The sequence below is a fragment of the Kitasatospora sp. NPDC094015 genome (assembly GCF_040304075.1).
Lineage (GTDB): Bacteria > Actinomycetota > Actinomycetes > Streptomycetales > Streptomycetaceae > Kitasatospora.
The window spans coordinates 1-24,086 of the sequence record NZ_JBEOUL010000055.1; the positions used below are offsets into that span (position 1 = coordinate 1).

The 24,086-nt window shown below is 74.7% G+C and carries 16 protein-coding genes; 7 read left to right on the top strand and 9 right to left on the bottom strand.

The genetic code is table 11. The annotated features are described in order from the left end of the window. Positions 1-215 precede the first annotated feature (215 nt). Together ABT014_RS33250 and ABT014_RS33255 are read right to left on the bottom strand one after the other, a co-directional pair. Entirely contained in the window at positions 216-515 is a 300-nt protein-coding gene (locus ABT014_RS33250) for a hypothetical protein (RefSeq protein ID WP_350643345.1), read from the bottom strand. A gap of 132 nt (positions 516-647) precedes the next feature. Beyond that, entirely contained in the window at positions 648-1,646 is a 999-nt protein-coding gene (locus ABT014_RS33255) for an NADP-dependent oxidoreductase (RefSeq protein WP_350643347.1), read from the bottom strand. A 121-nt stretch (positions 1,647-1,767) separates the two neighbouring features. On the opposite strand from ABT014_RS33255, the gene ABT014_RS33260 reads away from it, so the two are divergent. Further along, complete coding sequence (locus tag ABT014_RS33260; RefSeq protein ID WP_350643349.1) at positions 1,768-2,643, top strand: LysR family transcriptional regulator; 876 nt, start codon at positions 1,768-1,770, stop codon at positions 2,641-2,643. A gap of 38 nt (positions 2,644-2,681) precedes the next feature. On the opposite strand, the gene ABT014_RS33265 is transcribed toward ABT014_RS33260, so the two are convergent. After that, complete coding sequence (locus ABT014_RS33265; RefSeq protein ID WP_350643351.1) at positions 2,682-3,398, bottom strand: TetR/AcrR family transcriptional regulator; 717 nt, start codon at positions 3,396-3,398, stop codon at positions 2,682-2,684. A gap of 156 nt (positions 3,399-3,554) precedes the next feature. On the opposite strand from ABT014_RS33265, the gene ABT014_RS33270 reads away from it, so the two are divergent. From ABT014_RS33270 to ABT014_RS33285, 4 genes are all read left to right on the top strand, one after another. Next, a complete protein-coding gene (locus ABT014_RS33270; protein ID WP_350643353.1) occupies positions 3,555-4,223 on the top strand; it encodes a DUF4386 domain-containing protein in 669 nt (222 codons plus the stop codon). Between the two features lie 280 nt (positions 4,224-4,503). Beyond that, complete coding sequence (locus tag ABT014_RS33275) at positions 4,504-5,217, top strand: GntR family transcriptional regulator (protein ID WP_350643355.1); 714 nt, start codon at positions 4,504-4,506, stop codon at positions 5,215-5,217. A gap of 180 nt (positions 5,218-5,397) precedes the next feature. After that, complete coding sequence (locus ABT014_RS33280; RefSeq protein WP_350643357.1) at positions 5,398-7,542, top strand: alkaline phosphatase family protein; 2,145 nt, start codon at positions 5,398-5,400, stop codon at positions 7,540-7,542. A gap of 28 nt (positions 7,543-7,570) precedes the next feature. Next, positions 7,571-12,868, top strand: a complete 5,298-nt coding sequence (locus tag ABT014_RS33285) for an OmpL47-type beta-barrel domain-containing protein (protein ID WP_350643359.1) — start codon at positions 7,571-7,573, stop codon at positions 12,866-12,868. An 85-nt stretch (positions 12,869-12,953) separates the two neighbouring features. Here ABT014_RS33285 and ABT014_RS33290 read toward each other — a convergent pair whose 3' ends face one another. After that, positions 12,954-15,863 carry a helix-turn-helix transcriptional regulator gene (locus ABT014_RS33290; protein WP_350643362.1) on the bottom strand — a complete coding sequence of 970 codons (2,910 nt, stop codon included), beginning with the start codon at positions 15,861-15,863 and terminating at the stop codon, positions 12,954-12,956. 302 nt (positions 15,864-16,165) lie between these two features. Here ABT014_RS33290 and ABT014_RS33295 point away from each other — a divergent pair, with 302 nt between their 5' ends. Further along, positions 16,166-16,966, top strand: coding sequence for a DUF6426 family protein (locus tag ABT014_RS33295; protein WP_350643364.1), 801 nt, complete (start codon positions 16,166-16,168; stop codon positions 16,964-16,966). Positions 16,967-17,030: 64 nt separating this feature from the next. Then, complete coding sequence (locus ABT014_RS33300; RefSeq protein ID WP_350643366.1) at positions 17,031-18,059, top strand: Fic family protein; 1,029 nt, start codon at positions 17,031-17,033, stop codon at positions 18,057-18,059. 20 nt (positions 18,060-18,079) lie between these two features. On the opposite strand, the gene ABT014_RS33305 is transcribed toward ABT014_RS33300, so the two are convergent. The 5 genes from ABT014_RS33305 to ABT014_RS33325 all read right to left on the bottom strand — a co-directional run. Then, complete coding sequence (locus ABT014_RS33305) at positions 18,080-19,186, bottom strand: acyl-CoA dehydrogenase family protein (protein WP_350643368.1); 1,107 nt, start codon at positions 19,184-19,186, stop codon at positions 18,080-18,082. A 4-nt stretch (positions 19,187-19,190) separates the two neighbouring features. After that, positions 19,191-20,363, bottom strand: a complete 1,173-nt coding sequence (locus tag ABT014_RS33310; RefSeq protein WP_350643370.1) for an acyl-CoA dehydrogenase family protein — start codon at positions 20,361-20,363, stop codon at positions 19,191-19,193. Continuing rightward, positions 20,360-21,112 (bottom strand): thioesterase II family protein, encoded by a 753-nt coding sequence (locus ABT014_RS33315; protein WP_350643372.1) that lies wholly within the window; start codon positions 21,110-21,112, stop codon positions 20,360-20,362. The genes ABT014_RS33310 and ABT014_RS33315 overlap by 4 nt, the downstream gene beginning before the upstream one ends. A 1-nt stretch (position 21,113) precedes the next feature. After that, a complete protein-coding gene (gene gntD, locus ABT014_RS33320; RefSeq protein WP_350643374.1) occupies positions 21,114-22,163 on the bottom strand; it encodes a guanitoxin biosynthesis L-enduracididine beta-hydroxylase GntD in 1,050 nt (349 codons plus the stop codon). 3 nt (positions 22,164-22,166) lie between these two features. Next, a partial coding sequence (locus tag ABT014_RS33325; RefSeq protein WP_350643376.1) for a methyltransferase occupies positions 22,167-24,086 on the bottom strand: 1,920 nt, incomplete at its 5' end.

Here is a 24,086-nt window from a genome sequence, read left to right on the forward strand (position 1 = left end):
ACCACCCAGGGCGGACTCTTCAGCTTCCCCACGGATGGACCAACGAGCAGACGGACGTGGGGACATGGCCGCCGGCGGCTTTGTGTTAGCTCCTCTAAGTCCTTTAGCTCTTGGTCGAGTTCAGGATCATGCGAAGGCCGCACCGACGTCCCGGGAGCACCCGAACGAGTGATCGCCGGACCCGGCTGTTCGAAGCCGGACGTTGAACGACAAGATCAGGCCTTGTGCCGGAACCAGAGGTTGACCGCCTGCTCGCCGTGCGCGAACTGCCCCGGGGCGCAGTAGTAGTACACCTGCGAGTCGCGGTTCCCGGATCGGGAGAGGATGTCGTTCTGCTGCCGCATGGTGCTGTTGCACTCGTTCCAGTTGACGCCGCTGTCGCCGGCGGTGAAGGTGCGCGTCAGCGAATTGGCGTAACCGGCTGCCGAAGCGGTCCCGGCGCTCGCGGCGAGCGCGCCGGTCGCGGCGGCTCCTGCCAGCAGAACTGCGGCCGATGCCCGTGCGATGCGGTTCATGAAGGTGATCTCCTGATGGGTCGGGTGGCCGACCTGCACAACGGTGGTGCGGTGCCGGCCGCCGGGCGGTCGGCCCGGCACCATCGACTCTGGCCGACCCGTCCCCGGTGCACATCAGTCATCTGACTGCGATCACGGGACCACCGTCAGTACGATCTTGCCCTGGATGTGGCCCTGCGTGGCCCGCCTGTGGGCGCTGCCCGCTTCAGGCAGCGGGTAGGTGCTGTCCACCCCGACCTGGAACGTGCCCTCCTCGAACAGGCGCCCGATCTCGGCGAGTTGGGGGCCGTTGGAACGCACCTGAATGGTCGAGACCGTGATGCCCAGACGCTCCGTCTCCTCGGGGTCGTACTGGGCGAAGAACACCGGAAGCATGGTGCCTCCGCGCTTGAGCACGGACAGGAAGCGTGAGCTGTCCGGGCCACCGACGGTGTCGATCACCAGGTCGACGCCGCTGACGACGTCCGCAGCCCGCGTCCTGGTGTAGTCGATGAACTCATCGGCGCCGAGCTCGCGCAGGAACTGCTCGTGCCGGCCCGAGGCGACCGCGATGACATGTGCCCCTCGCCACTTCGCCAGTTGCAACGCGAAGTGGCCCACCCCACCGGCAGCCCCGTTGACCAGCACGGTCATCCCTGGCGTGATCGGGACCGGCCGGTGGACCCGGCCGGTGAAGACGGAGGGGACGTCGTGGCCGAGATCGATCAGGTACTGCCAGGCCGTCAGCATGGCCATCGGTGTCCCGGCCGCCTGTACGTGGTCGATGCCGGCCGGCTTGTGGGCCAGATCCGTGGCCGGCGCGGTCACGTACTCCGCGTACGTCCGGCCGTCGAAACCGGGGAACCGCAGCATGCCGAACACCTCGTCACCGACGGCGAACCCCAGCACGTCGGGAGCGACCGCCTGGACCACACCCGACATGTCCGTTCCAGGGATCAGGGGGAACTCCAGCGTCGGCCTCATCTCGGCCGGCATGACCTTCATGCCCTCCCGCAGGTACCAGTCCGGCGGATTGATGCCTGCCGCGTGCACCCGGACGAGCACCTCGCCCGGGCCGATGGTGGGAACCGGCACCTCGTCGTACCGCAGAACGTCCGGTCCGCCCGCTTCGTGGATCTGGACAGCCTTCATCACGCCTCGCTCCTATCGGGGAAATGTTGCTCCGTCAGTCAAGGCCAAGGACGTCACGGCCGTCCAAGACCGGTTCGGCAACCTGATCATGCCGAAACGGCATGACGCGTACGGTGGAAGGGTGAACGATCTCGGACAGGACCTGGAACTACGGTTGGTGCGCTACTTCACCGTGGTGGCGGCGCACCAGCACTTCGGCCGGGCCGCCGCCGACCTGCACGTGGCCCAGCCGGCGCTGAGTCGCCAGATCCAGCGGCTCGAGAAGCATCTCGGCGTACGACTGCTGGACCGCGTGCCCCAGGGCGCCCTGCTCACTGCGGCCGGCCGGAGGTTCCTCCCGCGGGCCGAGGCCCTGCTGCGCGCCGCCCGCCAGGCCGAGCTGGCCGTGCGTGAACAAGGCGAGTCCGAACGAATCGCCGTCGGCTACGTCGAAGACCTGGTGATCACCGCTGCTGTACGGGAACTGCGGCGCCGTCACCCGGACGCCGAGATCACCACCCGGTACCTGAGCTGCCGCGATGTCGGGGCGCTGTTCGACAAGCGCGTCGATGCCCTGATCGCGCGGGCCCCGCTGCCGCTCGCCGTCGACGACGTGTCCTCCACCCCGCTGTACCAGGAGCCCCGGATGCTCGTGGTCCCGCGTGGCCATCGCCTGGCCGACCGCGCGTCGGTCACGGCGGAGGAACTGGCCGGCGAGGAGGCGGCGCCGTGCGCGTTCGAGACGGCGGACTGGACTTCCTACCGGATTCTCGGGGCCGGCGTGCCGCCGATCGAGACCTATGAGGACAAGCTCGAACTCGTCGCGAGTGGCAGGGCGATCGCCGTGCTACCGGTCGGCGATCGGCGTAGTTCACTGCGTCCCGATCTCGTCACGGTCCCGATCGAGGGCGCTCCCCCCAGTCAGGTCGTCCTGGTCAGCCGCAAGGGCGACCCGAATCCGATGATCAGAAATCTCCGGCTGGCGGCCGAGGCCGTCCTGAGCGCACCGGCAGCCTGACCGCTACGTCCAGGACCGCGCACCCGGCCCACGCCTGGTCAGCAGGCCTGCCCGCCGGCGGGGGCTGACGTCCAGCCCTCGTGCCGGAGCCGCTCGAAGCCGTCCAGCAGCAGGTCGAGCGCGAACTCGAACTCGAGCTGGTCGTCGCAGCCTCGGCCCACCACGGAGCCGTCGTCGTGGGCGCTCGCCCCGGCCAGCTCGGCGACGTAGGGGTACCGCTCCGCCAGCTGCCCGAGCGCAGCATCAGGCTCGGGGGGGCGCGGGTGGGGCGCGGCGGCCGGAGCGTCGAAGACCTCCTGGGTGAAGCCGAGAAGGCGACTGCCCAGGGCATGCATCACATGGTGGGTGAGGTCGACGGAGAACCCGCCGTTGCGGAAGCTTCCGATCACCGCGTCCATGTGGGCGAGCAGGGCGGGGGTGGGGCCGTTGCGGGACCGGATCACCTGCAGGGCCCAGGGGTGGCTGCGCAGCGCCTCCCTCGCGGCGAGGATCCGCCCGCGGACGGCGGCGCGCCAGCCGGGGTCGAGGTCCGGCGACCCGATCCCGCCGACCACGACGTCGACCATGCCGTCGAGCAGCTCCTCCTTGTTGGCGACGTGCTTGTACAGCGCCATCGGTACCACGCCCAGGTCCTGGGCGAGCCGGCGCATGCTGAGCGCCTCGATCCCCGTCCCGTCGGCGAGCGCGACGGCCGCGCGTAGCACCCGCTCCCTGCTCAGGGGGGCCCGTCGGGCCGGGTCCGTCGGTGGGGTCATGCGCCGGTCTCCTCGGTTCGACTGCCGGTCCGGGCGGTTCCGGCTTGACGAGTGTACGGCGTACGCCTAGCCTGACTGTCAGGTGTACGCCGTACACCTTTCGAGGGGAGTGTCCGGGTGAGCCCAACCAGAGGGACCGCGTCCGTCGCGGGTGCCTTGTTCCTTGTCACCGAGATCACCGCGATCGGCGGCCTCGTGCTGTACGGACCGGTCCTGGGGGGCGCCGACTACGTGACCGGCCCCGGCGCCGACGGGAGGGTGTTCCTGGGCGCGCTGTTCGAGCTGCTGCTCGCGGCAGCGGTCGTCGGTACCGGGGTCACGCTGTACCCCGTTCTGCGGCGGCAGCACGAGGGAGCAGCGCTCGGCTACGCCTGTGCCCGCCTGCTGGAGGCCGCCGTCATCGTCATCGGCATCGTCGCCCTCCTTTCGGTGGTGACCATCCGACAGGACTTCGCGGCCGGCGCACCGGGATCCGACGCCGCTTCGGTGCGGACGGTGGGCCGGGCCCTGGTGGCGGTCCACGACTGGGCGTTCCTCATCGGGCCCAACTTCGTGCTGGGCGCCAACACACTGGTGCTCGCCCACCTGCTGTACCGTGCACGGCTGGTGCCGCGCTTCGTGGCGGTGCTCGGGCTGGTCGGGGGGCCGTTGATCTGCGCCTCGGCGACCGCCGTCCTGTTCGGCTGCTACCCGCAGGTCTCGACCGTGGGCTCGCTGGCGGCACTTCCGGTGTTCGCCTGGGAGGTGACGCTGGCCGTGCGGCTGATCGTCAAGGGCTTCGAACCCGTCACCCCCGCTGTCCGCCGGGCCACCGTGACAGCCTGACGGCCCGGTGGCCCGGCCATTCGGCGTCCCGCCGGTCATCCGGGCTGTGAAGACCCGCTCCTCCGTGCCGCCGATCGCCCGGATCCGCAGCCTGGTGCGGACTCCCTTCCACGGGCCCTGCCCGGCGGGTGCCGTCCCGACCTGCTGCTCGACCAGGCGTAAGGCCCGCCCGGTGGAGTGGGCCCTGTCCGGGGACGCCCCCGGAAAGTGGTAGACCGTAGGCGTGCGGGAAAACTCGGCGGCGGATGGGACCCCAGCGGCGGCTACGGCGGCGGGGGTGGTGGCGGCTGACCTCGAGGGGCGGATCGGGCAGGCCGAGTGGCCGGCCGGGGGGCGGCTGCCGGGCGAGCAGGCGTTGGCCCAGGAGTACGGGACGACCCGGGCGCGGGTGCGGACGGCGCTCGCGGCGCTGGCCCGGCGCGGGCTGGTGGTGGCGCGGCCGAACTCCGGTTGGTACGTGCGGGCCGACTTCCGGGCGCAGACCGTCGGCGAGCTGCGCCCGTTCTCGGGCTGGGCCGCCGGGCACGGCCTGGAGTTCGGCGGCCGGGTGGTGCGGCGCGAGCGCACCGGGGCCAACGCCGTGGAGGCGCGCCGCCTGGGGATCGGCCTGGGGGACCCGCTGCTGCGGTTCGTGCGGGTGCGCACGCTGAACGGCCGGCCGGTGATGGTGGAGCGCTCGGCCTGGGCGCCGTGGGTGGAGCCGCTGGTCGACCGGCTCCCCGACGACGTGCCGTCGGTCTTCGACGGCCTGGCCGAGGCCGGCGTCCGGGTCGCGCTGGGCGGCCACCGGATCGAGGCGGTCGCGGCGTCCAGCGACGACGTCCGGCTGCTCGGGGTGCGGCGGTCGAGCCCGCTGCTCCAGGTGAGCCGGACCGGCGAGACCGCGACCGGCCGGGTGGCCGAGCTGGCGGTGGACCGGTACCTGCCGGAGGTGGTCGCCTTCGACGTCCGGCCCGGGGACGTGAACCGTACGCTGCTCGATCCGCCGGGATGACCTGCGCACGGGTCCCGGGGCGGCCCGAAACCGGCCCAGTGCGCGCAGTCGGCGACCCGGTCCGGCGGCCGGGGCACGGAATCGATGAGGCGTCGTGCCGCGTTCACGGTTGATTCATCGCGACCGCATCTGATCTGAACGCCCTCTCATGTGGGCAGTTCGGCTCACCAGGAGTGACAGATGACGACCGACCCCCAGCTCCCCCCGTCCGACGACACCGCGCAGCCGGTGATGGTCCCGCAGTCGGTCCTGCGTTCGGGACTCTCGCGGCGCGGCATGCTCAAGGCGATGGGCCTGCTCGGCGGCGGCTCCGCGCTGGCCGCAGGCGCCTCGATGGCCCGCCCCGCGGACGGCGCCGCGGCCGGGGGGCCGGTCGCCTACGCGCTGCCGGACGGCTTCTCCGGCACCATCGCCGACCTGAAGCACGTGGTGATCCTGATGCAGGAGAACCGGTCCTTCGACCACTACTACGGCGCCATGCCGGGCGTGCGCGGCTTCAACGACAAGCAGGGCCTGCGCTTCCCCAACGGCACCGACGTCTTCTCGCAGCCCAGCGGCTCCTCGGTGGTGAAGCCGAAGCACGTCACCACGGTCGCGCAGACCACCACCGGCCTGGCGCACGACTACGGCACCGGCACCGGCGCCTGGAACGGCGGCCGCTACAACAACTGGATCCCGGCCAAGGGCAGCGCCACCATGAACTACCTCACGGGCGAGGAGATCCCGTGGCAGTGGTCGCTGGCCAGCAACTACACCCTCTGCGACAACTACCACTGCTCGGTCATGGGTCCGACCACGCCCAACCGCCTCTACCTGTGGACCGGCAGCTCCAACGGCGTCACCTCCAACGGCGGCGAGACCTCCGGCAACCGCGCCTGGCAGACCTACCCCGAGGCGCTGCAGGCGGCCGGCGTCAGCTGGCGGGTCTACGTCGACAACAACAACGGCGACGGCTGGCGCGGCGACTACGAGGACAACCCGATCCGCGGCTTCGCCACGTTCACCCCCAGCGCGGCCAACCTCGCCGACCCGGTCAAGACCGCCCCCGGCACCGGCGTGGTCTGGCGGGCCAACTCCTTCCCGTACGCGCCCGACGGCCTGCCCGACGACGACAGCGACACCAACCTGAACGGCGTGCTGGGCGAGTTCATCAAGGCCTGCGCCCCCGGTGCCGAGCACCCGCTGCCGCAGGTCTCCTGGATCGTCGCGCCGTACGAGTGGTCCGAGCACCCCTCGGCCAACCCGGAGCACGGCGCGCACTACACCAACCGGGTGATCAAGGCGCTGCAGAGCAACCCGGACATCTGGAACCACACCCTGCTGGTCCTCAACTTCGACGAGAACGACGGCTACTTCGACCACGTGCTGCCGCCGGCCCCGGAGCCGGGCACCGCGGGCGAGTTCGCCGGCAGCACCCCGATCGGCTACGGCGCCCGGGTCCCGATGACCCTCGTCTCGCCGTGGACCCGCGGCGGCTGGGTCAACTCCGAGGTGTTCGACCACACCTCGGTGATCCGCTTCCTCGAGGTGTGGACCGCGTCGCTGGGCACCCCCGCCCGGAGCACCACCATCACCCCCTGGCGGCGGGCCGTCAGCGGTGACCTGACCAGCGCGATCGACTTCACCCGCCCGGTGCTCGGCACCCCGTCGCTGCCCGACACCGCGGCGCTGGTGGCGATCGCCCGGGCCGGCGGCGCGATCGCCGGCCAGGTGCCGTCCGAGGACAAGTGGACCGACTACCCGGCGCTGCGCCCGCGGCCGCTGCCGTTCCACCCGCACGGCACCTTCAGCGAGAACCGCGCCACCGGCAAGGTCACCGCGCACCTCAGCCTGGCCGGCGGCCCGGCCGGCAAGGCCGTCAGCCTCCAGGCCTTCCCCGACAAGTACAAGCCGTTCACCAACACCCCGTACACCGTCACCGCGGCCGCCGGGCGCGACCACACCTGGGACGCCGCGGCCTTCCAGGGCCGCTACGCCTTCTCGGTCTACGGCCCGGACGGCTTCGTGCGCTCGCACGCCGGCACCGTCCTGCCGGCCGGCCAGAACAACGCGGCCGTGCCGCGGGTGGACGTGGACCTGGTCCCCGGGGCCGCCCCGACCGTCGCACTCACGCTCCACAACGACGGCCTCCAGCAGGTCCGTTACACGCTGACCGCCAACGACCACGTGGGCGGCGTGCAGAACCTCTGGGTCGCGCCGGGCGCCACCCAGAAGGTCGACTGGCCCACCGCGGACGGCTCCTACGACATCGTCCTGACCGCCGACACCGGAACGGGCTGGAGGCACCGGTACGCCGGCCGCATCGCCCGGACCTCCGCCGCCTGATCAGCCCCTCCGAGCTGGAGCACCCCGCATGCGCATCCCTTCGCGGCGCCTCACGGCCGCCTGCCTCTCGACCACGCTGAGCCTGGGCAGCCTGGTCCTCGGCCTGGCCGGACCGGCCGCCGCAGACCCGACCTACGACCAGCGCGACGCCGTCCAACCGGTGGTCTCGTACACCTTCGACAACGACTCCGGGAACACCGTCACCGACGGCTCCCCGCGCGGCAACCACGGCACCTGGTCCGGCACCCCGGCGTACGGCCCCGGCGTCTCCGGCCGGGCGCTGCACATCAGCGGCGGCAAGAACTTCGTCACGCTGCCCCGGGTCGCCGGCCAGACCGACGGCTCCGGCAGCTTCTCCTTCGAGACCTGGTGGTACGACAACACCGCCACCGCCGACGCGCCGCTGGTGGCCAACCAGAACTTCGCCTCCTGCGCCAACACCGGCTTCACCTTCTACCACGTCAGCGGCACCTACCAGCAGCGTTCCTGCTACGGCGTCGGCGGCACCAAGACCTACAGCACCACCCGCGCCACCACCATCCGGGGCGGCTGGCACCACCTCGCGGTGGTGCAGGACGCGGCCGCGCACACCTACGCCTACTACGTGGACGGAGTGCTGTTCTCGACCACGCCCACCAACGCGGGCGCCACGGTGGCGAACTTCAACTCCGGCAGCCCGATCCGGATCGGCCAGGACGGCACCGGGGCGTACAGCGCCACCGACGACGCACTGGTCGACGACTTCACCTTCTACAACCAGGCGATCGGCGCCGACCAGGTCGCCGCCGACTTCGCCGCCACCGACCCGGCCACCCACTTCCCGGTGACCGTGACCGGCGACGGGCACGGCACCGGCAGCGCCACCGTGCAGGCCCCCGCCGCCAACACCCCGGACAAGCTGGTCGCCGCCCCCGACCCCGGCTACTCCTTCGTCGGGTGGACGCCGGTGACGCCGGCCGACCTGGCGATCGGCGCGGACGGCTCGTTCACGGCCCCCGGGACGCCCGTCACGGTCAAGGCCGCGTTCCGGCCGAACACCTACACCGTCGCCTTCGACGGCAACGGCGCGGACGGCGGCGCCACCGCCGCTCAGCAGCTGACCTACGACCGGCCCGCCGCGCTGACCGCCAACGGCTTCACCGCCACCGGCCGCCAGTTCACCGGCTGGAGCACCACCCCGACCGGCGCGACCGTGTACCGGGACCTGGCGCAGGTGCGCAACCTCACCGCCACCGACGGCGGCACCGTCACGCTGTACGCCCGCTGGGCGCCGGCCGGCTCCTTCCAGCTGACCGCCACCGGCGACGAGCACACCACGGTGCACACCTCGGCCGACCAGGCCGGCGGCTGGGCGCTGCCCGGTACCAAGGTCACCGCGACCGCGACCCCGGCGACCGGCTACGGCGCGACCTGGCAGGCCGTCTCCCCGGCCGAGCTGGCCGTCGCGGCGGACGGCACCTTCACCATGCCCGGCCAGGACACGGTGCTGAAGGCCGTCTCCGCGCCCAACCGCTACACGGTGGTCTTCGACGGCAACGGCGCGGACGGCGGCGCCACCGCCGCCCAGCAGCTGAGCTACGACCGGCCGGCCGCGCTGACCGCCGGCGGGTTCAGCCGCACCGGCTCCGGCTTCCTCGGCTGGGCCACCTCGGCGACCGGTGCGGTGGTCTACAACGACGGCCAGCAGGTCACCAACCTGTCGGCGACGGCCGGCGCCACCGTCACCCTCTACGCGGTCTGGGGCCGCTTCCGGGCGCCGGGCGACACGGCCGCGCCGGTGCTCTCGTACGACTTCGAGGCCGACAAGGGCGGCACCGTCACCGACGGCTCCGGCCACGGCAACGACGCCGCCTGGAAGGGCGCCGCCACCTACGCCCACGGCTTCTCCGGCCTGGCCGCCCACATCAACGCCGGCCAGGTGATCCAGCTGCCGCGGACCACCGGGCAGATCGACGGCTCGGGCAGCTTCTCGTTCTCGATGTGGTGGGGCGAGTACGGCGAGACGGTCGACGGGCCGCTGGTCAGCAACCAGGACTTCAACGCCTGCAACAACGCCGGCCTGTCGTTCTACAACGTCTCCGGCACCAGCACGACCCGCGCCTGCTGGGGCGTCACCACCGGCGGCACCCGGCAGTACACCACCACCAACCCGGCGTCCCTGCAGGGGAATTGGCGCTACCTCACGGTGGTGGTGGACCGCAAGGCGCAGACCGTCGCGTACTACGTGGACGGCGCCCTGTTCACCACCTCCACGGCCGGCCAGGTGACCTCCGGTACCAATTTCGCCTCCGGCCTGCCGTTCATGATCGGCCAGGACGGCACCGGCGTCTACGGCGCCTCGGTGGACGCCCTGGTCGACGACTTCGACTTCTACGACCAGGCACTGACGCCCGCCCAGGTCGCCAACGACTACCGGGCCACCAAGCCCGCCACCACCGCCCTGCCGGACGAGTCGACCGTCGACCTGCCGGTGCCGGTCGCCACCCTGTCGCCCGGCTTCGTCGCCGACACCTTCCACGCCCCGACGGTCCGCACCGGCGGCGCGGTCAAGCAGCCGCTGGCCGCGCTCTGGTACGGCGGCACCGCCCGCTCGTTCACCAAGGTCGGCGGCGACCCCTGGCTGAACGTCGGCGCCGACGGCACCGTCACCGGCACCGCCCCCGGCACCGCGCCGCAGCACCCGGGCACCATCACCGTGCAGGCCACCGACGGCACCACCACGGCGCAGCTGACCGTCGAGGTCCCGGTCCTCGCGGCCGGCGACGCCCCGCAGGCGGCCGCCGCCACCTGGAACCTCTGGGACAACGGCGACCACGTGGCCGACGCGCTGCCCAAGGACCTGGCGGTGATCGCCGCCAACGGACTCGGCGTGATCGCCGTGCAGGAGGACGGCGGCACCGGCGCCCACCGGATCGCCCAGGCGCTCGGCTGGTACGACTACGAGGGCCCCGGCGGCCTCGGCATCGTCTCCGCCTGGCCGATCTCCGGCGCCACCACGGCCGGGGACGGCGCCCCCGCCATCGCCGTCACCGTCACCATCGCCGGCCACGAACTGCGGATCTGGAACACGGCGTTGGACGAGGCCGGGTACGGCCCGGACCGGGCCTGCGCGCCCGGCGGGGCGGACGCCGGACAGCTGGTCGACGCCGAGCGCTCCAGCACCCGCTACGCCCAGGCCCGGGCGGTCGCCGCGGCCGTCCGTCCGGACACCGCGGGCTCCCGCCCGGTGCTGCTGCTCGGCGACCTGGCCTCCCCGTCGGCCGCCGACTGGACGGCCGCCACCGCGGCCGCGCACTGCACCACCGGGCCGGTGGCCTGGCCGGTCCCGGACGCGATCGCCGCGGCCGGCCTGACCGACACCTTCCGGGCCGCGCACCCGGACCCGGCCGCCGACCCGGGCACCACCTGGTCGCCGGTGACCGCCACCGTCGCGCAGGACCGGATCGACTACGTCTACGGCGCCGGCGCCGACCTGCACGTGCTCGGCTCCAACACCCTGGTGGCGGGCTGGCCCTCGGCCACCGACGTCCGGTCGAACGCCTGGACCAGCGACCACGCGGCCGTGGTCGCCACCTTCACGCTCGGCACCCCGCAGCCCGCCCCGGCGGACCCGACCGTCACGCTCGCCCACGACGCGCTGGTGTACCAGGCGGGCCACGGCCCGGCCGACGACGCCGCGCTGCGGGCGGCCGTCGGCGCGAGCGCCGGCCCGGCGGACGCGGCGGTGACGCTCGACGCGGGCACCGTGAACTGGTCCACCGCGGGCTGGTACACCGTGCTGGTGACGGCCGTCGCGGACGGCCGGGTCTCCGTGCCGGCCGCGGTGACCGTACACGTGGTCCCGGTCGCCACGCTCACCCTGGGCAATCCGACGGTGCAGCTCCCGGGCCTCGGCCTGAGCGGCCCGGCGGTGCTGGCCGGCCTCGAGCCCTGGCTGAACGTCCCCGGCGCGGTGGGCGTGGACCTCTCCACGGTCGACACCTCCCGCACCGGCGACCACCAGGTGACCGTCACCGGCACCGACGACTACGGGTTCAGCGCCACCGCGACCGCCACGGTGCGGATCACCTCGGCGGACCTCCCGCCGGTGGTGACCACCGCCGTCGCCCCGGCCGCGGCCGACGGCGCCGGCGGCTGGTACCGCACCGCCCCGACCGTCTCCGCCACCGCCACCGACGACTCGGGCACCGCCTCCCGCCTCGAGTACCAGCTCGACGGCGGCGGCTGGAGCGCCTACCAGGGCCCGGTGACGGTGCCGGACGGCACCCGGACCTACCGGTTCCGGGCCACCGACAACGCCGGGCACACCTCGGAGCCGGTCCCGGTGACGGTGCGGACCGACGGGACGGCGCCGGCCACCGGCGCGACCACCGCGCCCGGCGCCACGGTCATCGCCCCGGTGACCGTGACGCTGACCGCGACCGACGCCGGCTCGGGCGTCTCCGGTACCGAGTACCGGGTCGGCGACGGCCCGTGGACGCCGTACGGCGGCCCGTTCCCGGTCACCCCGGAGTTCACCGACCGGACCGTCACCTACCGTTCCACCGACGCCGCCGGCAACACCGAGCCGGACCGGCTGCTGACCGTCCCGGCGATCCGGCCGGTCGGGCCGGCCCTCGCGGTCGACGCCCCGGCGGTGCCGTACGGGACGGCGGCGACGGTGCGGGTGACCGTCTCCTCCCCGGGCCTGCCGGCCACCGGCACGGTGGTGCTGACCGAGGGCTCCACCGAGCGCGGCCGGGCCGTGCTCGGCCAGGACGGCACGGCGGTGTTCACCCTGCCGGTCGGTCTCGCCCCCGGTGCCCACGCGCTGGTGGCGGCGTACGGGGGCAGCAACCTGCTCACCCCGGCCACCCAGACGCTGACCGTCACGGTGACGCTGCCGCAGGCCTGGCAGGCCTCGACGGTGTACCAGGCCGGGAACCGGGTCGCCTTCCAGGGACGGCTGTTCCAGGCCTCCTGGTACACCCGCGGCCAGCAGCCGGGCGACCCGACCGGCGCCTGGCAGGAGATCGCGCTGACCGAGGACGGCACCGCGGCCTGGACGGCCTCCCGGGTCTTCGTCGCCGGCGACCTGGTCGGCTACGGCGGCAAGGTGTTCAAGGCCCGCCAGTACACCCGGAACCAGACCCCGGGCGACCCGACCGGCCCCTGGGAGGAGCAGGCCCCGGCCGGCCCGGACGGCATCGCGCCGTGGACCCCGAGCACGGTGTACAACACCGGCGACAAGGTCCGCCACCTCGGCGTCGTCTACCAGGCCCGCTGGTACACCCGCAACCAGACGCCGACCGCCTCGGCCAACGGCCCCTGGAAGAAGCTGGGTTGACGGTCTCCGTCCGACCCCCGGCGGGGCGGCGGACCGGGGCACCTGTCCCGGGCCGCCGCCCCGCCGGCGTCCCGGGACAACACACCTAGCGCGTCCGGGGCGGCCCGGCGTGCCGGAGGAGGGCGGTGAGGGTGAGCCGGGAGGAGACGTCGAGCTTGCGGTAGATCCGGGACAGGTGGGTCTCCACCGTGCGGGGGCTGAGGTAGAGCCGGTCGGCCATCTCGCGGGTGCGCAGACCGGTGGCGGCCAGTTCGGCGATCTCGCGTTCGCGGTCGCTGAGCAGGGCGAGCGGGTGGTCGGCGCCGCGGTCCGCCGTGAGGTCGGCGCGCAGCCGGGCGACCCTCTCCTCGACCAGCCGGGCGCCGTGGGTGCGGGCGATCGCCTCGGCCGTGTCGAGCCGGTCCAGGGCCTCGGCCGGGCCGTGGGCCGCGTGGTGGGAGGGGGCGCCGGTCGCGAGGGTCCAGGCGTACTGGACGGGCATGCCGGCGGAGCGGAACGTGTCGGCGGCCCGGGCGAACAGCTCGGCGGCCTGCTCGTGCGCGCCGTCGGCCGCCCGGAGCTCGGCGCGGGCGCACCGGGCGTGGGCCTCCTGGACGGGCAGGCCGAGCCGCTCCGCCTCCGCCTCGGCGGCCCGGACCAGCCGCTCGGCCTCCTCGCGGTCCCCGCACCCCAGCGTGGCGCCGGACAGCAGCGCGAGCAGGAACGGGCGGGAGAACGGCCGCACCTGCGGCAGCCGCTCGCCGCGCCCGCTCTCCAGCAGGGTGCGCCGGCACCCGGCGGCGTCCCCGGCGAGCAGCCGGACGTGGGCGAGCAGCCCGGTCGCCGAGGCCGTCCACCAGCTGTGGCCGGGCGGGGTGGCGCCGGTCGCCTCCTCGACGAGGGCGACGGCCTCCCCGGCGTGCGAGCGACCGCCTGCCCACAGCAGCGCCGTCGCGCGGATCGCCTGGGCCAGGGCGATCGCGGCCCGCACCCCCAGCGTGCGGGCGAGCTGCTCGGCCTCCCGGGCGTGCTGCCGGGAGGCGTCCAGGTGGCCGGTCCACTGCTCGGCCACGGCGAGTCCGAGGAGCCGGTGCAGCAGGATCGGCCGCTGCGGGCCGTGGCGGTCGGTGCTCAGGCCCCGGCTCAGGTGGCGGGCGGCGTCGGTGAACCGTTCCAGGTAGAGCTCGGCGCTGCCGAGCAGGGCGAGGGTCTCCGGGGTGCGGCCGGCGAGCGGGTCCGGCAGGGCGTCCACCAGCCGGGCGCAGTGGGCGACTTCGTCGAGCGCCTCGGCCAGGTCGCCGGCGTGGGTGACGCAGAGGGTGTCCAGCACCCGGAGCACGGTGCGGTCCGCCCCGGTCGTGGCACCGGTCCCGCCCCGGGTGCGGACGGCCTCCCGGAGCAGGGCGCGGGCCTGGTCGTGCGTGCCGCGCAGGACGTGCACCAGCCCGTGCTCGATGATCAGTTCGGTGGCCTCGGCCGGTAGCGGGTCGGGCAGCGGCCGGGGGAGCAGGGCGAGCGCGGCATCGGCGATGGCCGTCGCCTCCGCGTACCGGCCGAGCCGGCGTTCGGCGCCGACGCAGACGGCGTGGGCCTGGAGCAGGTGCCGCTCGCCCAGCGCCCCGGTCCGGCGCCCGAGCAGGTCGTGCGCGCGGGTGCGGGCCTCGGCGAGCTGGCCGGAGGCGATCAGCGCCCGGCAGCAGGCGAGTTCCAGCTCGGTCCGGTCCAGCTCGGTCCGGTCGCCCCCGCTCCGGTCGAGCCCGCTCCGGTCGGTGGCGTCGGCCCCCGGGTCGGGCAGGCAGTCCAGGGCGAGTCGGAGCCAGCGCGCGGCGGTCGCGGGCTCCTGGGCGGCGATCTCGGCGGCGCCGTCCGCCAGCGTGCGGGCGGCGAGCGCGGCGTCGCTGCCCAGCAGGTGTTCGGCGTGCCGGGCCCGGTCGCGGGCGCCCCGGCCGGTGCTGAGCTCCAGCGCGCGGCGGTGGGCGCGCAGCCGGAAGGTCAGGCCGGCCCGCTCGTGCGCGACGTGGCCGACGACGGGGTGGCGGAAGGCCAGGCGGCCCTGCCAGTCGGCCGGGCGCACCAGGTCCGCCCGCTCCAGTTCGGCGAGCGCGTCCAGGGTGCCGTCCGTCCCCAGCTCGGAGAGCCGGGCGACGTCCTCCGGGCGGAACGGGCTGCCGGCCACGGCCGCCGCGGAGGCGGTGAGCAGCGCCGGCGGCGAGAGCGCGTCGAACTCGGCGAGCAGCGGTTTCGCCGCGCGGAGCAGCCCCGCGGTGTCGCCGCCCGCGCGGTCGGGCCAGTGGTCGGGTTGCCAGCCGGCTGCGAGGAGCAGCCGCAGGTACCGCGGGTTGCCCTCGGCCGCTGCGCACAACCGGGCGGCGAATTCGGGGAGTTCGGTGCCGGTGCGGGGCCCGGCGGCGTCCCGGGTGCGCCGGTCGGTCAGCAGCGCGGCCACCAGTTCGGGGGTGAGGGGGCCCGGTTCGACCCGGGTCACGGTGCCTGCCCGTACCCCGTCCTCCAGCGCCTCGCGCAGCTCGGGGGCGGTCCGGCCGGGTCGGTGGGCGAGCGCGAGCAGGAACGGCGCGGGCGCCGCCGTGCGGACCAGCCGGGCCAGCAGCGCCGTCGACGCCGGATCGCCCAGGTGGACGTCGTCCAGCACCATCACGCAGCCCGCGGCCCAGGCGGCGGGCCGGTCGCCGACCTCGTCGAACCGCTGCTGCCCGCCGCCGGTCGGCCGCCGTCCGCCGTCCGGCGCCGGCCGGGTCTCCCAGGCGTCGCGGAAGAGCTGCAGCGGGGCGGTGTCGCCGCGCCGGGCGTGGCCGCGGACCACCGGGATGCCCCGCCACGCGGCGAGCGCCATCAGCGCGCCGGCCAGGCGGGTCTTCCCGATGCCCGGCTCCCCGGTGAGCTCGACCACCGAACCCCGGCCGCGCCCCAGCGCCTCCAGGGCCCGGGTGAGCAGCGTGAGTTCGGCCTCCCGCCCGGCGAGGCGCTCGCCGGCGGCCGGTGCGGTCACTGCGGCCATGCGCGCCGTCCTCCCCTGTCAGGGCGCTGTCAGGAGAACCATACCGAGCCGTAACACCCGTCCGTGCCTGCGCTCCTGACGCAGCGTGGCCATCGGTGCCGCGCGCCCGGCGGCGGACACCCGTACGGGTAGCGGTGCCGGAGGTACGTACCGCGATTGCGTGGTTCCCCGGACGCATTCGCACCCGCGTTCGATGAAGCTTGGTCCCGCGCCGACCGCCGGCGGGACGGGGCCCACCGCTGGGCGGCCTCCGGACCGGACGCCGTCGTGCGCTCCCCAGATCCTTGCGACCCGGAGGAAACGTGAAACTCCGCAACATCGCGATGGCGGCCGCCCTCGGCGCCACCGTCCTCACCACGGTGCCGGCGATCACCGCACCGTTCACCGCCTACGCCTCCTGCGTCGACGACCACTCCTCGTGCGGCGACGACGACGACCCGCCGCCCGGCCCCGACTTCCCGGACCCGGACATCCCCGGCGACCCCGGATTCCCCGGCGACCCGGGTGACGGCGGTGGCTCCGGCGGCGACTGGGAGGTGACCGGCACGCTGGAGACCGTCATCACCAACGGCTCCAACGTCAGCACCAGGCCGGACGAGGCCCCGGCGCCGGTGGACGGCGTCCTGCCCACCGTCGTGGTCACCGGGTCCGCCACCAGGCCCCCGTCCCCGGCGGAACCGGGCATCCCGAACGTGAGCTGGGGCTCCTCCGGCGGCGGGACCGGTGCCGGGGAGAACGCGATCGTCTACCGCCAGGGCAAGACCTGGGAGCAGCGCCAGAACTGCTACCGCAACGCCAACACCTTCCCGGAGAAGCACACCGAGACCATCAACTACAACGTCTCGTACCAGACCAGCGCGAACATCTCGGCGAAGGCCGGCGACGTGCTCACCGCCACCCTCGGGACCCAGCTCAACACCACCGTCGGCCGCAGCCAGACCGTCGACGTCACCCTCAACCCGGGTGACAGCTGGGCGCTCTACGTCGAGTACCAGACCACCGTCTACGCCATCACCACGTACGACTGGCTCAGCCTCGGCTACAAGACCGAGTACGTGAACGTCACGGCCCCGACGGGGGTCGCGACCGGCCGGGCCTGCTGAGGCCGGCACCCGACCGATGTCCCTCCACCGCTCCGCGCCGGCGGCACGACGGATCGCCCCCGTCGTGCCGCCGCTCGACGCCGAGATCGTCCCGGCGCCGGCCCGCGCCGCCGCGCTGGCCGCCCTGGCCGCGCTCGCCGAGGCCGCCCGGCGCCACCTCGGCGACCCCGACCTGTTCCACCGTCCCCGCTACCGGACGAAGATGCACCACCGCCACCTCGCCGGGGTGCCGGACGGGCAGCTGGCCGCCCGGATCGCCGAGGCCGCCGAACACCGGGCCGCGGCCGGCCTGCTGGCCGTGCACTCGGTCCGCGCCGAACGGGCCGAACGGCCGGGCCACCGCCCGTGCTTCACCCCCGACGCGCTCGCCGAACTGCACGGGATGCTCGTCGCCGCCGACCCCAACATCCCGGGCGGCGGCGGCTTCCGCAGCGCCACCGCCCGGGTGGACTGGCCCGACGGGCGGCGCTTCGTGATGGCCGTGCGGCCCGGCGCGGAGCTGCGCGACCACGTCCGGCGCTGGTACGAGTGGGGCACCCGGACCACCTCGCCGGCGCTGGACGCCGCCGCGCTGAGCATGGTGCGGCTGCTGACCGTCCACCCGTTCGCCGACGCCAACGGCCGGACAGCACGGCTGCTCGCCGAATGCGACCTGGTCGGCGCCGGACTCCTGCCGGGGCTGCTGCTCGACCTGGAGGGGTGGGTCGAGCGCCACCGCGTCGAGCACGACGAGGCGGTCGTCGCCGCGGCGGACGGGCGGTGGGCGCACTGGGGCGAGCTGTTCGCCCGGACGGTCACCGACACCGCCCGCCACCGGACCGCGACCGTCACGGCCCACGCCGCCGAGATCGACCACGCGATCGACCAGGCCGGCGGCGAACCGGCCGCGACCGCCGTCCTGACCTGCCTGCGCGCCGGCCCGGCGGTCTCCGCGGCCTGGCTGCGCGACCGCATCCCCCACGACCCCGGGCCGCCCCTCGAACGCCTGCTGGCGGCCGGCATCCTCACCCCCCACCCGCGCCTGCCGGGCGCCCTGGTCCACCCCGGAGCGCTGGCGGTCCTGGACACGCCGTACGGGGCCGCCGACGGGTGAACCGCCCGCACCCGCCGGGGTCAGGCCGGGACGAGCTTGCGCAGTTCCGGCACCACACCGAGCCAGACGCTCTCGGTGGCCGCGGAGCGGAAGTACCGCTGGGCGCCGGATTGCAGCGTCATCCCGAAAGCACCGTGGACGTGCAGGGCCTCGGCGGTGACGGCGCGGCCGAGGTCGGCCGCGAAGGCGAGGGCGCGGGCGGCAGCCGTGGCGGTCGGCTCGCCGCGCTCGGAGCGGGCGGCGGCGTCGCGGACGAGCAGCCGGGCCGCCTCGACGCGGGCGGTGGCGGCCGCGAGGCGGAAGGAGATGGACTGGAAGTGCCCGAGCGGCTTGCCGAACTGGCGCCGGTTGCGGGCGTAGCCGACGGCGGCGTCCAGGGCCCCGCCCGCGAGCCCGACCAGGTGGGCGGCCTGCCGCAGCCGGGCCCTGCCGAGCACCTCGCGCCACACCGCGGCTGGTTCGGCGGTGAACTCCAGCAGCGCGGACCACGGGACGGCGGCCCCGTACACGTCGACGTCGAAGAGCCTGCGCTGACCGAGCACGGAGCGCGGCTCGAGCAGGACCGCCGGATCACCGGCCGCGAGCGGCAGGACCCCGCCCACCCCCGCGCCCACCAGCAGGAGGGTGTCCGCCTCGTCGGCCGACACCACGGCGGGGAAGCGGGCGGCGAACCGGAGCAGGTCGCCGTCCCGGGCCAGGTCGGTCCAGCCCGGGAGGGTGTCCGGGGCGCGGTCGGCGCTGCCGTCGCGGAACCCCACCGCGATCCGGTGCCGTCCGTCCAGGACCTCCCGCAGCAGCCGGGTGCGCTCGGCGGACGGCCGGCAGCGGTCGAGCAGGTCGAGCCCGAGCAGGGTGTCCAGGTAGGCGCCGGCGGGGAAGGCGGCGGCGCCCATCAGCTCGGCGATCAGAACGGCGGCCGGCTGGCCGAGGCCGAGCCCGCCGGCCGCGCGCCGGGTGGGCAGGACCAGCGCGCCGCGCTCGACCAGGGCCGGCCAGGTGGTCGGCGGCGGCGCCGCGGCCGGCACCTCGGCCAGCTGCGCCGGGTGCTCCTCCAGCGGTGGGGTGTGCTCCGGGAAGAAGCCGGCGAACCGGGCCCGCAGCAGCTGCTCCAGCTGTCCGATCTCCATGTGTTCAGCCCTCCAGGCCCAGGCCCAGGGTCGCCACGACCTTGAGCATGATCTCCGACGTGCCGGCCGAGAGCCGCAGGTTGGGGCTCTCGCGGTAGATGCCCTCGACGGTCTCCCGCCAGCCGGGTTCGCCGTCCCACCGGGTCGCGGTGCCGGCGAGCCCGGCGACGTCCAGTGCGAGCTCCACCACGGCGCGGGCGAGCTCGGTGTTGAACCACTTCGACCGGGCCGAGACGACCGGGTCGACCGCACCGGCGTCCACCGCCTCGACGGCCTGGTAGGCGAGCAGGCGGCCGGCCAGGATCTCGGTGTCGAGGGCCACCAGCCGCTGGCGCAGCGCCTCGTCGCCGAGGAGGCCGAGCTGCTCGGCGGTGTCCCGGACGGAGTCGAACCAGCGTCGCACCTTGGCCTGGTAGTCGATGCCGGTGCGCTCCAGCGCGAGGCAGGTGTTGAGCACCGCGAAGCCGGCGTGCAGCGGGCCGATCCGGTCGTCGTCGCCGACCAGGACGTCCAGGGTGACGTCGTCGAACCGTTCCTCGGTGGCGTTCCAGATCGGGGACACCCGCACCCCCGGCCCGGTGAGGTCCACCAGGAAGAGGGTGATGCCGCTGCCGGTCCCGTCGCAGGTGCGGGCCGCGCAGAGGGCCTGCGAGGCGAACTGGGACTTCTGGCTGTAGATCTTCCGGCCGGTCACCCGCCAGCGCTCGCCCTCCCGTTCGGCGGTGGTCCGCAGCGAGCCGAGGTCGGAGCCGACGCCGGGCTCCGAGTACAGGACGGTGGCCAGGCGCTCGCCGCGGGCGAGCGGGGGCAGGTGGCGGGCCTTCTGCTCGTCGGTGCCGGCCATCAGGAGGAAGAGGCCGACGATGTCGACGCTGAGCACGTGGGCGACGTCGGGGACGCCGGCCAGACCGAGTTCCTCGGCCACGGTCGCCGCGTCGACCGCCCGCAGGCCCAGGCCGCCGTACTCCACCGGCCAGTTGGCGGCCAGCCAGCCGCGTTCGCCGAGCAGCCGGAACACCTCGAGGTGGCCCGGCTCCCGGCCGGCGGGCAGGTCGGAGAACCGGCGGAGTTCCTCGCGTACCTCGGGCGAGGCCAGGAAGGTCCGGACCTCGGCCCGGAAGTCGTCGGACCGGGCGGCCGCGGGGGCGGGGGGCCGGGTGGTGAGCGGTGCGGTCATCGGACGGCGGTCCTCTCGTACAGGTCCTCGGTGAGCCGGGCGAGCACCTCGTCCGACGCGGTGCGGACGAAGAAGTGGCCGCCGGGGAAGCCGTGGGCGCGCGGCGTCCCGGTCACGGACGGGGCCCAGCCGGCCACCAGCCGGTCCGGGTCCGGGACCTCGTCCCGGCCGTGGTAGAGCCGCAGCGGGGCGCGCAGCGGCGGCCGGGCCGGATCGTCGCGGTAGGAGGCGACGACGGCGAGGTCGGCGCGCAGGACCGGCAGCAGGAGCGCCATCAGTTCGGCGTCGGCGAGCACCTCGGGCGGCGCGGCGCGGTCCCGGCGCAGCTCGTCGAGCAGGACCTCGTCGGACGGCAGGTCGTCGGCCGGCGCGCCGGACGGGTGCGGGCCGGAGAGTTCGGCGGGCGCGGCGGTGCCCGCGGCGATCACCAGCTCGGGGCCGTGCCCGGCGGCCTCCAGCCGCCGGCCGAGCTCGTAGCCGAGCAGGCCGCCCATGCTGTGGCCGAACAGCGCGTACGGCGTGCCCAGGTAGGGGGTGAGCTCGGCGAGCAGGTGGTCGACCAGCGGCTCGAACTCGGTGGCGGCCGGTTCGGCGAACCGGCTGTCCCGGCCGGGCAGCCGGGCGGCGATCACGTCGACGCCGGGCACGGCGCCGGCCCAGTGCCGGTAGTCGTTCGCGCTGCCGCCCGCGTGCGGCAGGCAGATCAGTCGCCGGTCGCCGAGCAGCGGTTGCCGGAACGTGGTGTACACCTCACACCGTCCAGGAGCTGGAGGAGCCGGCGGCCATCCGCTGCCGGCGCAGGTCGCGGGTGACGCTGACCCGCTTGAGCCAGCGGTCCCGCCCGTCGTAGCGGGCGCGGAACGGCCGGCGGCCGTGCACCCCGCGGTAGTTGTCCAGCACCAGCACCTCGCCGGGGGCCAGGGCGACGTCCCGCAGGCTCCGCTCGACCAGTTCGTAGGCCTCGGCGAGCGCCGCGGCAGCGAGGTCGTCGCCCGGCACGGGCGCCATGTAGGCGGGATCGATCCGCAGGTACGGCCGGTCCGGCGGCCCGAACAGCAGGGAGACCGCCGTCGGGTCGGCGAGCCGGCGCTCGACGTCGTCGAAGCGGTCGGCGAGGCCCGGGGAGTCCCGGTGCCCCGGGTTGCGGGCGCTCAGGTGCGAGTCGTCGGGAAGGATGTGGAAGCGCGGCTCGGCGAGCACCTGCCTGGTCCGCCCGGAGAGTTCGTGCAGGTCCGGCACGGCCACGGTGGTGCCGACCTGCTCGTCGTTGCGCAGGCACAGCAGGGCCAGGTAGTCGCAGCGCAGCTCGTGGAAGGCGTCCTCGGTGTGCCAGAGCAGCTCGGTGGCGCTGCTGGACCCCAGCTGCACGTGCTCGTCCCCCTGGGTGGGCAGGATGTCGTGCACCAGGCGGCCGGCCTGCTGGGTGGACCAGGCGTAGGGCTCGCCGAGCGCGGCGGTCAGGATCAGGAGCAGCAGCTCCTCGCGCACCCGCCGGCCGGCCGTCCGCCAGCTGGCCGGGGTCGGGCCGAGGTCGGCATCGTCCACCCGGCAGCCGCTGACCAGCAACCCGCTGGGCCGCTCCCAGAGCCGGATCGTGTCGAGGGTCGACCGCAGCCGGGCGGGCACCCGCCGGGCGGCGTCCCGGGCGAGGACGACGAGGTGCTCCTCCGCGGTGTCGTCCCCGACGAGCAGCAGGGTCTCGTCGAGCAGCGCGTCCAGCAGGTCGGCCTCGGAGCCGTCCAGTCGCAGGCGGGTGAACTCCGCGGTGGTGCGGGCCTTGTCAAGGGAAGCCACGGACATCGGTCAGTCGTCCTCTCCGGCCCGCGCGGCCGGGCAGGCCGCCGCGAGCTCCTCGATGGTCTGGTGCTGGAACACGTCCCGGAGCCGGATCCGGATCCCGGCCTGCGCGGCGCGGGCGATGAGGCGGGTGGCGACGAGCGAGTTGCCGCCGAGGTCGAAGAAGTTGTCCCGCACGCCGATCCCGGTGAGGTGCAGCACCTCGCCCCAGACCGTCGCGAGCAGGGCCTGCGTCGGCGTGGAGGGTGCCACCGAGCCGACCGCGACGCCCGGCACCGGCAGCTCCTCGGTCTTGAGCTTTCCGTTGACGGTCAGCGGCAGGGCCGGTAGGCAGACCACCGCCTGCGGCACCAGGTACTCGGGCAGCCGGGCCGCCAGGTACGCCTTCAGTTCCTGCCCGAGCGCGGTCGAACTCTCCGTCGACACCGGGTCGTTGGCGGTCGGCCCGGAGGTCGCGCGGGGCCCCGGGGAGGGGAACCGGCGGTCCTGCGGGGAGCCGCCGATCACCGCGTCGAAGGCGCCCTCCGGGTGGTCGGCCCGCCAGCTCAGCGCGGCCTCCAGCCCGTGCCGGGCCGCCAGGTCGGTGACGTCGACCGGGCGGAGCGCCTCGGCCGCCGCTCCCGGCGCCACGTCCCCGCCGAGCAGCAGCGCGGCCTCGCGGGCGGATCCGGCCACCAGCGCGTTGGGGACCCGGGCGAGCCGCAGCACGCCGTCGCGGGCCAGCAGCGCCTCGGCCTCGGCGAGCGTGAGCCGCCCGCTCACCCAGTCGCGCCACTCACCGGACGGCGTCGCCGCGTCGCCGGGTCCGGCCGACAGCACGACGTCGTACCGGTAGCGGGACAGCTCGTTGTCGAAGCGGCCCGCCTTCGGGGACACGGTGACGCCGGGGAGCCGCTCACCGGCCGCGAACTCCTCGAACCAGGCCGGGGAGAGCACGAGTTCACCCTCCTGCTCGCGCCGGCGCAGGAAGTCCTGGTACAGCCGGCGCGGTGGGCCGTCGCCCAGCCGGGCCCGCGCGACGCCGTGGTGGAACGAGTTGAGCAGCCCGAGGTGGCGGACGTCGCCGACGAAGATCTGTCCGCCGGGGGCGAGCAGGGCGCGGGCCCCGGCCAGGACCTCCCGCAGGTAGGCCTCGTGGGGGAAGTACTGCACCACCGAGTTGATCACGACGCAGTCGAACCCGCCCGGCTCGAGGCCCGCCAGGTCGTTCGCCTCCCGGTGGGCCAGCTCGACGCCGGGGATCGGCCGGTCGGCGAGCCGGGCCGCCAGGCCGGCGAGCGTGGCGGCGGAGAAGTCCGTGCCGACGTACCGCTCGCAGTGCGGCGCCAGGCGCCACAGCAGCAGACCGGTGCCGGTACCGATCTCCAGGACCCGGCGGGGCCGCAGGGCCCGGATCCGGGCCACGGTCTCGTCCACCCAGTCGCGCATCTCCTCGGCCGGGATCGGGCCGCCGGTGTAGCTGCTGGTCCATCCAGCGATGTCGAAGGTGGCTTCGCCGGAGCCGAGTTCGGCGTGGGTGGTCTGGAAGACCTCGCGCCACTTCTCCACCTGCTCGCGCGTGCCGCCCTGCGCACCGTCCGCGTCGCGTCCGGCCGGGACGACGTAGGCCAGCAGGCGGGCCGGTTCCCCGTCCTCCGACCGGGCGACGACGACGGCTTCGCGGATGTCGGGGTGTTCGGTGAGGGTGGCGGCGATTTCGCCGGGTTCGATGCGGTGGCCGCGGATTTTGACCTGGTCGTCGGTGCGGCCGCAGAACTCGAGTTCGCCGTGGGGGTTCCAGCGGCCGAGGTCGCCGGTGCGGTAGAGGCGTTCGCCGGGTCGGAAGGGGTCTTGGACGAAGCGTTGGGCGGTGAGTTCGGGGCGGTTCCAGTAGCCGCGGGCGAGGCCGGCGCCGCCGATCCAGAGTTCGCCGGGGATGCCGATGGG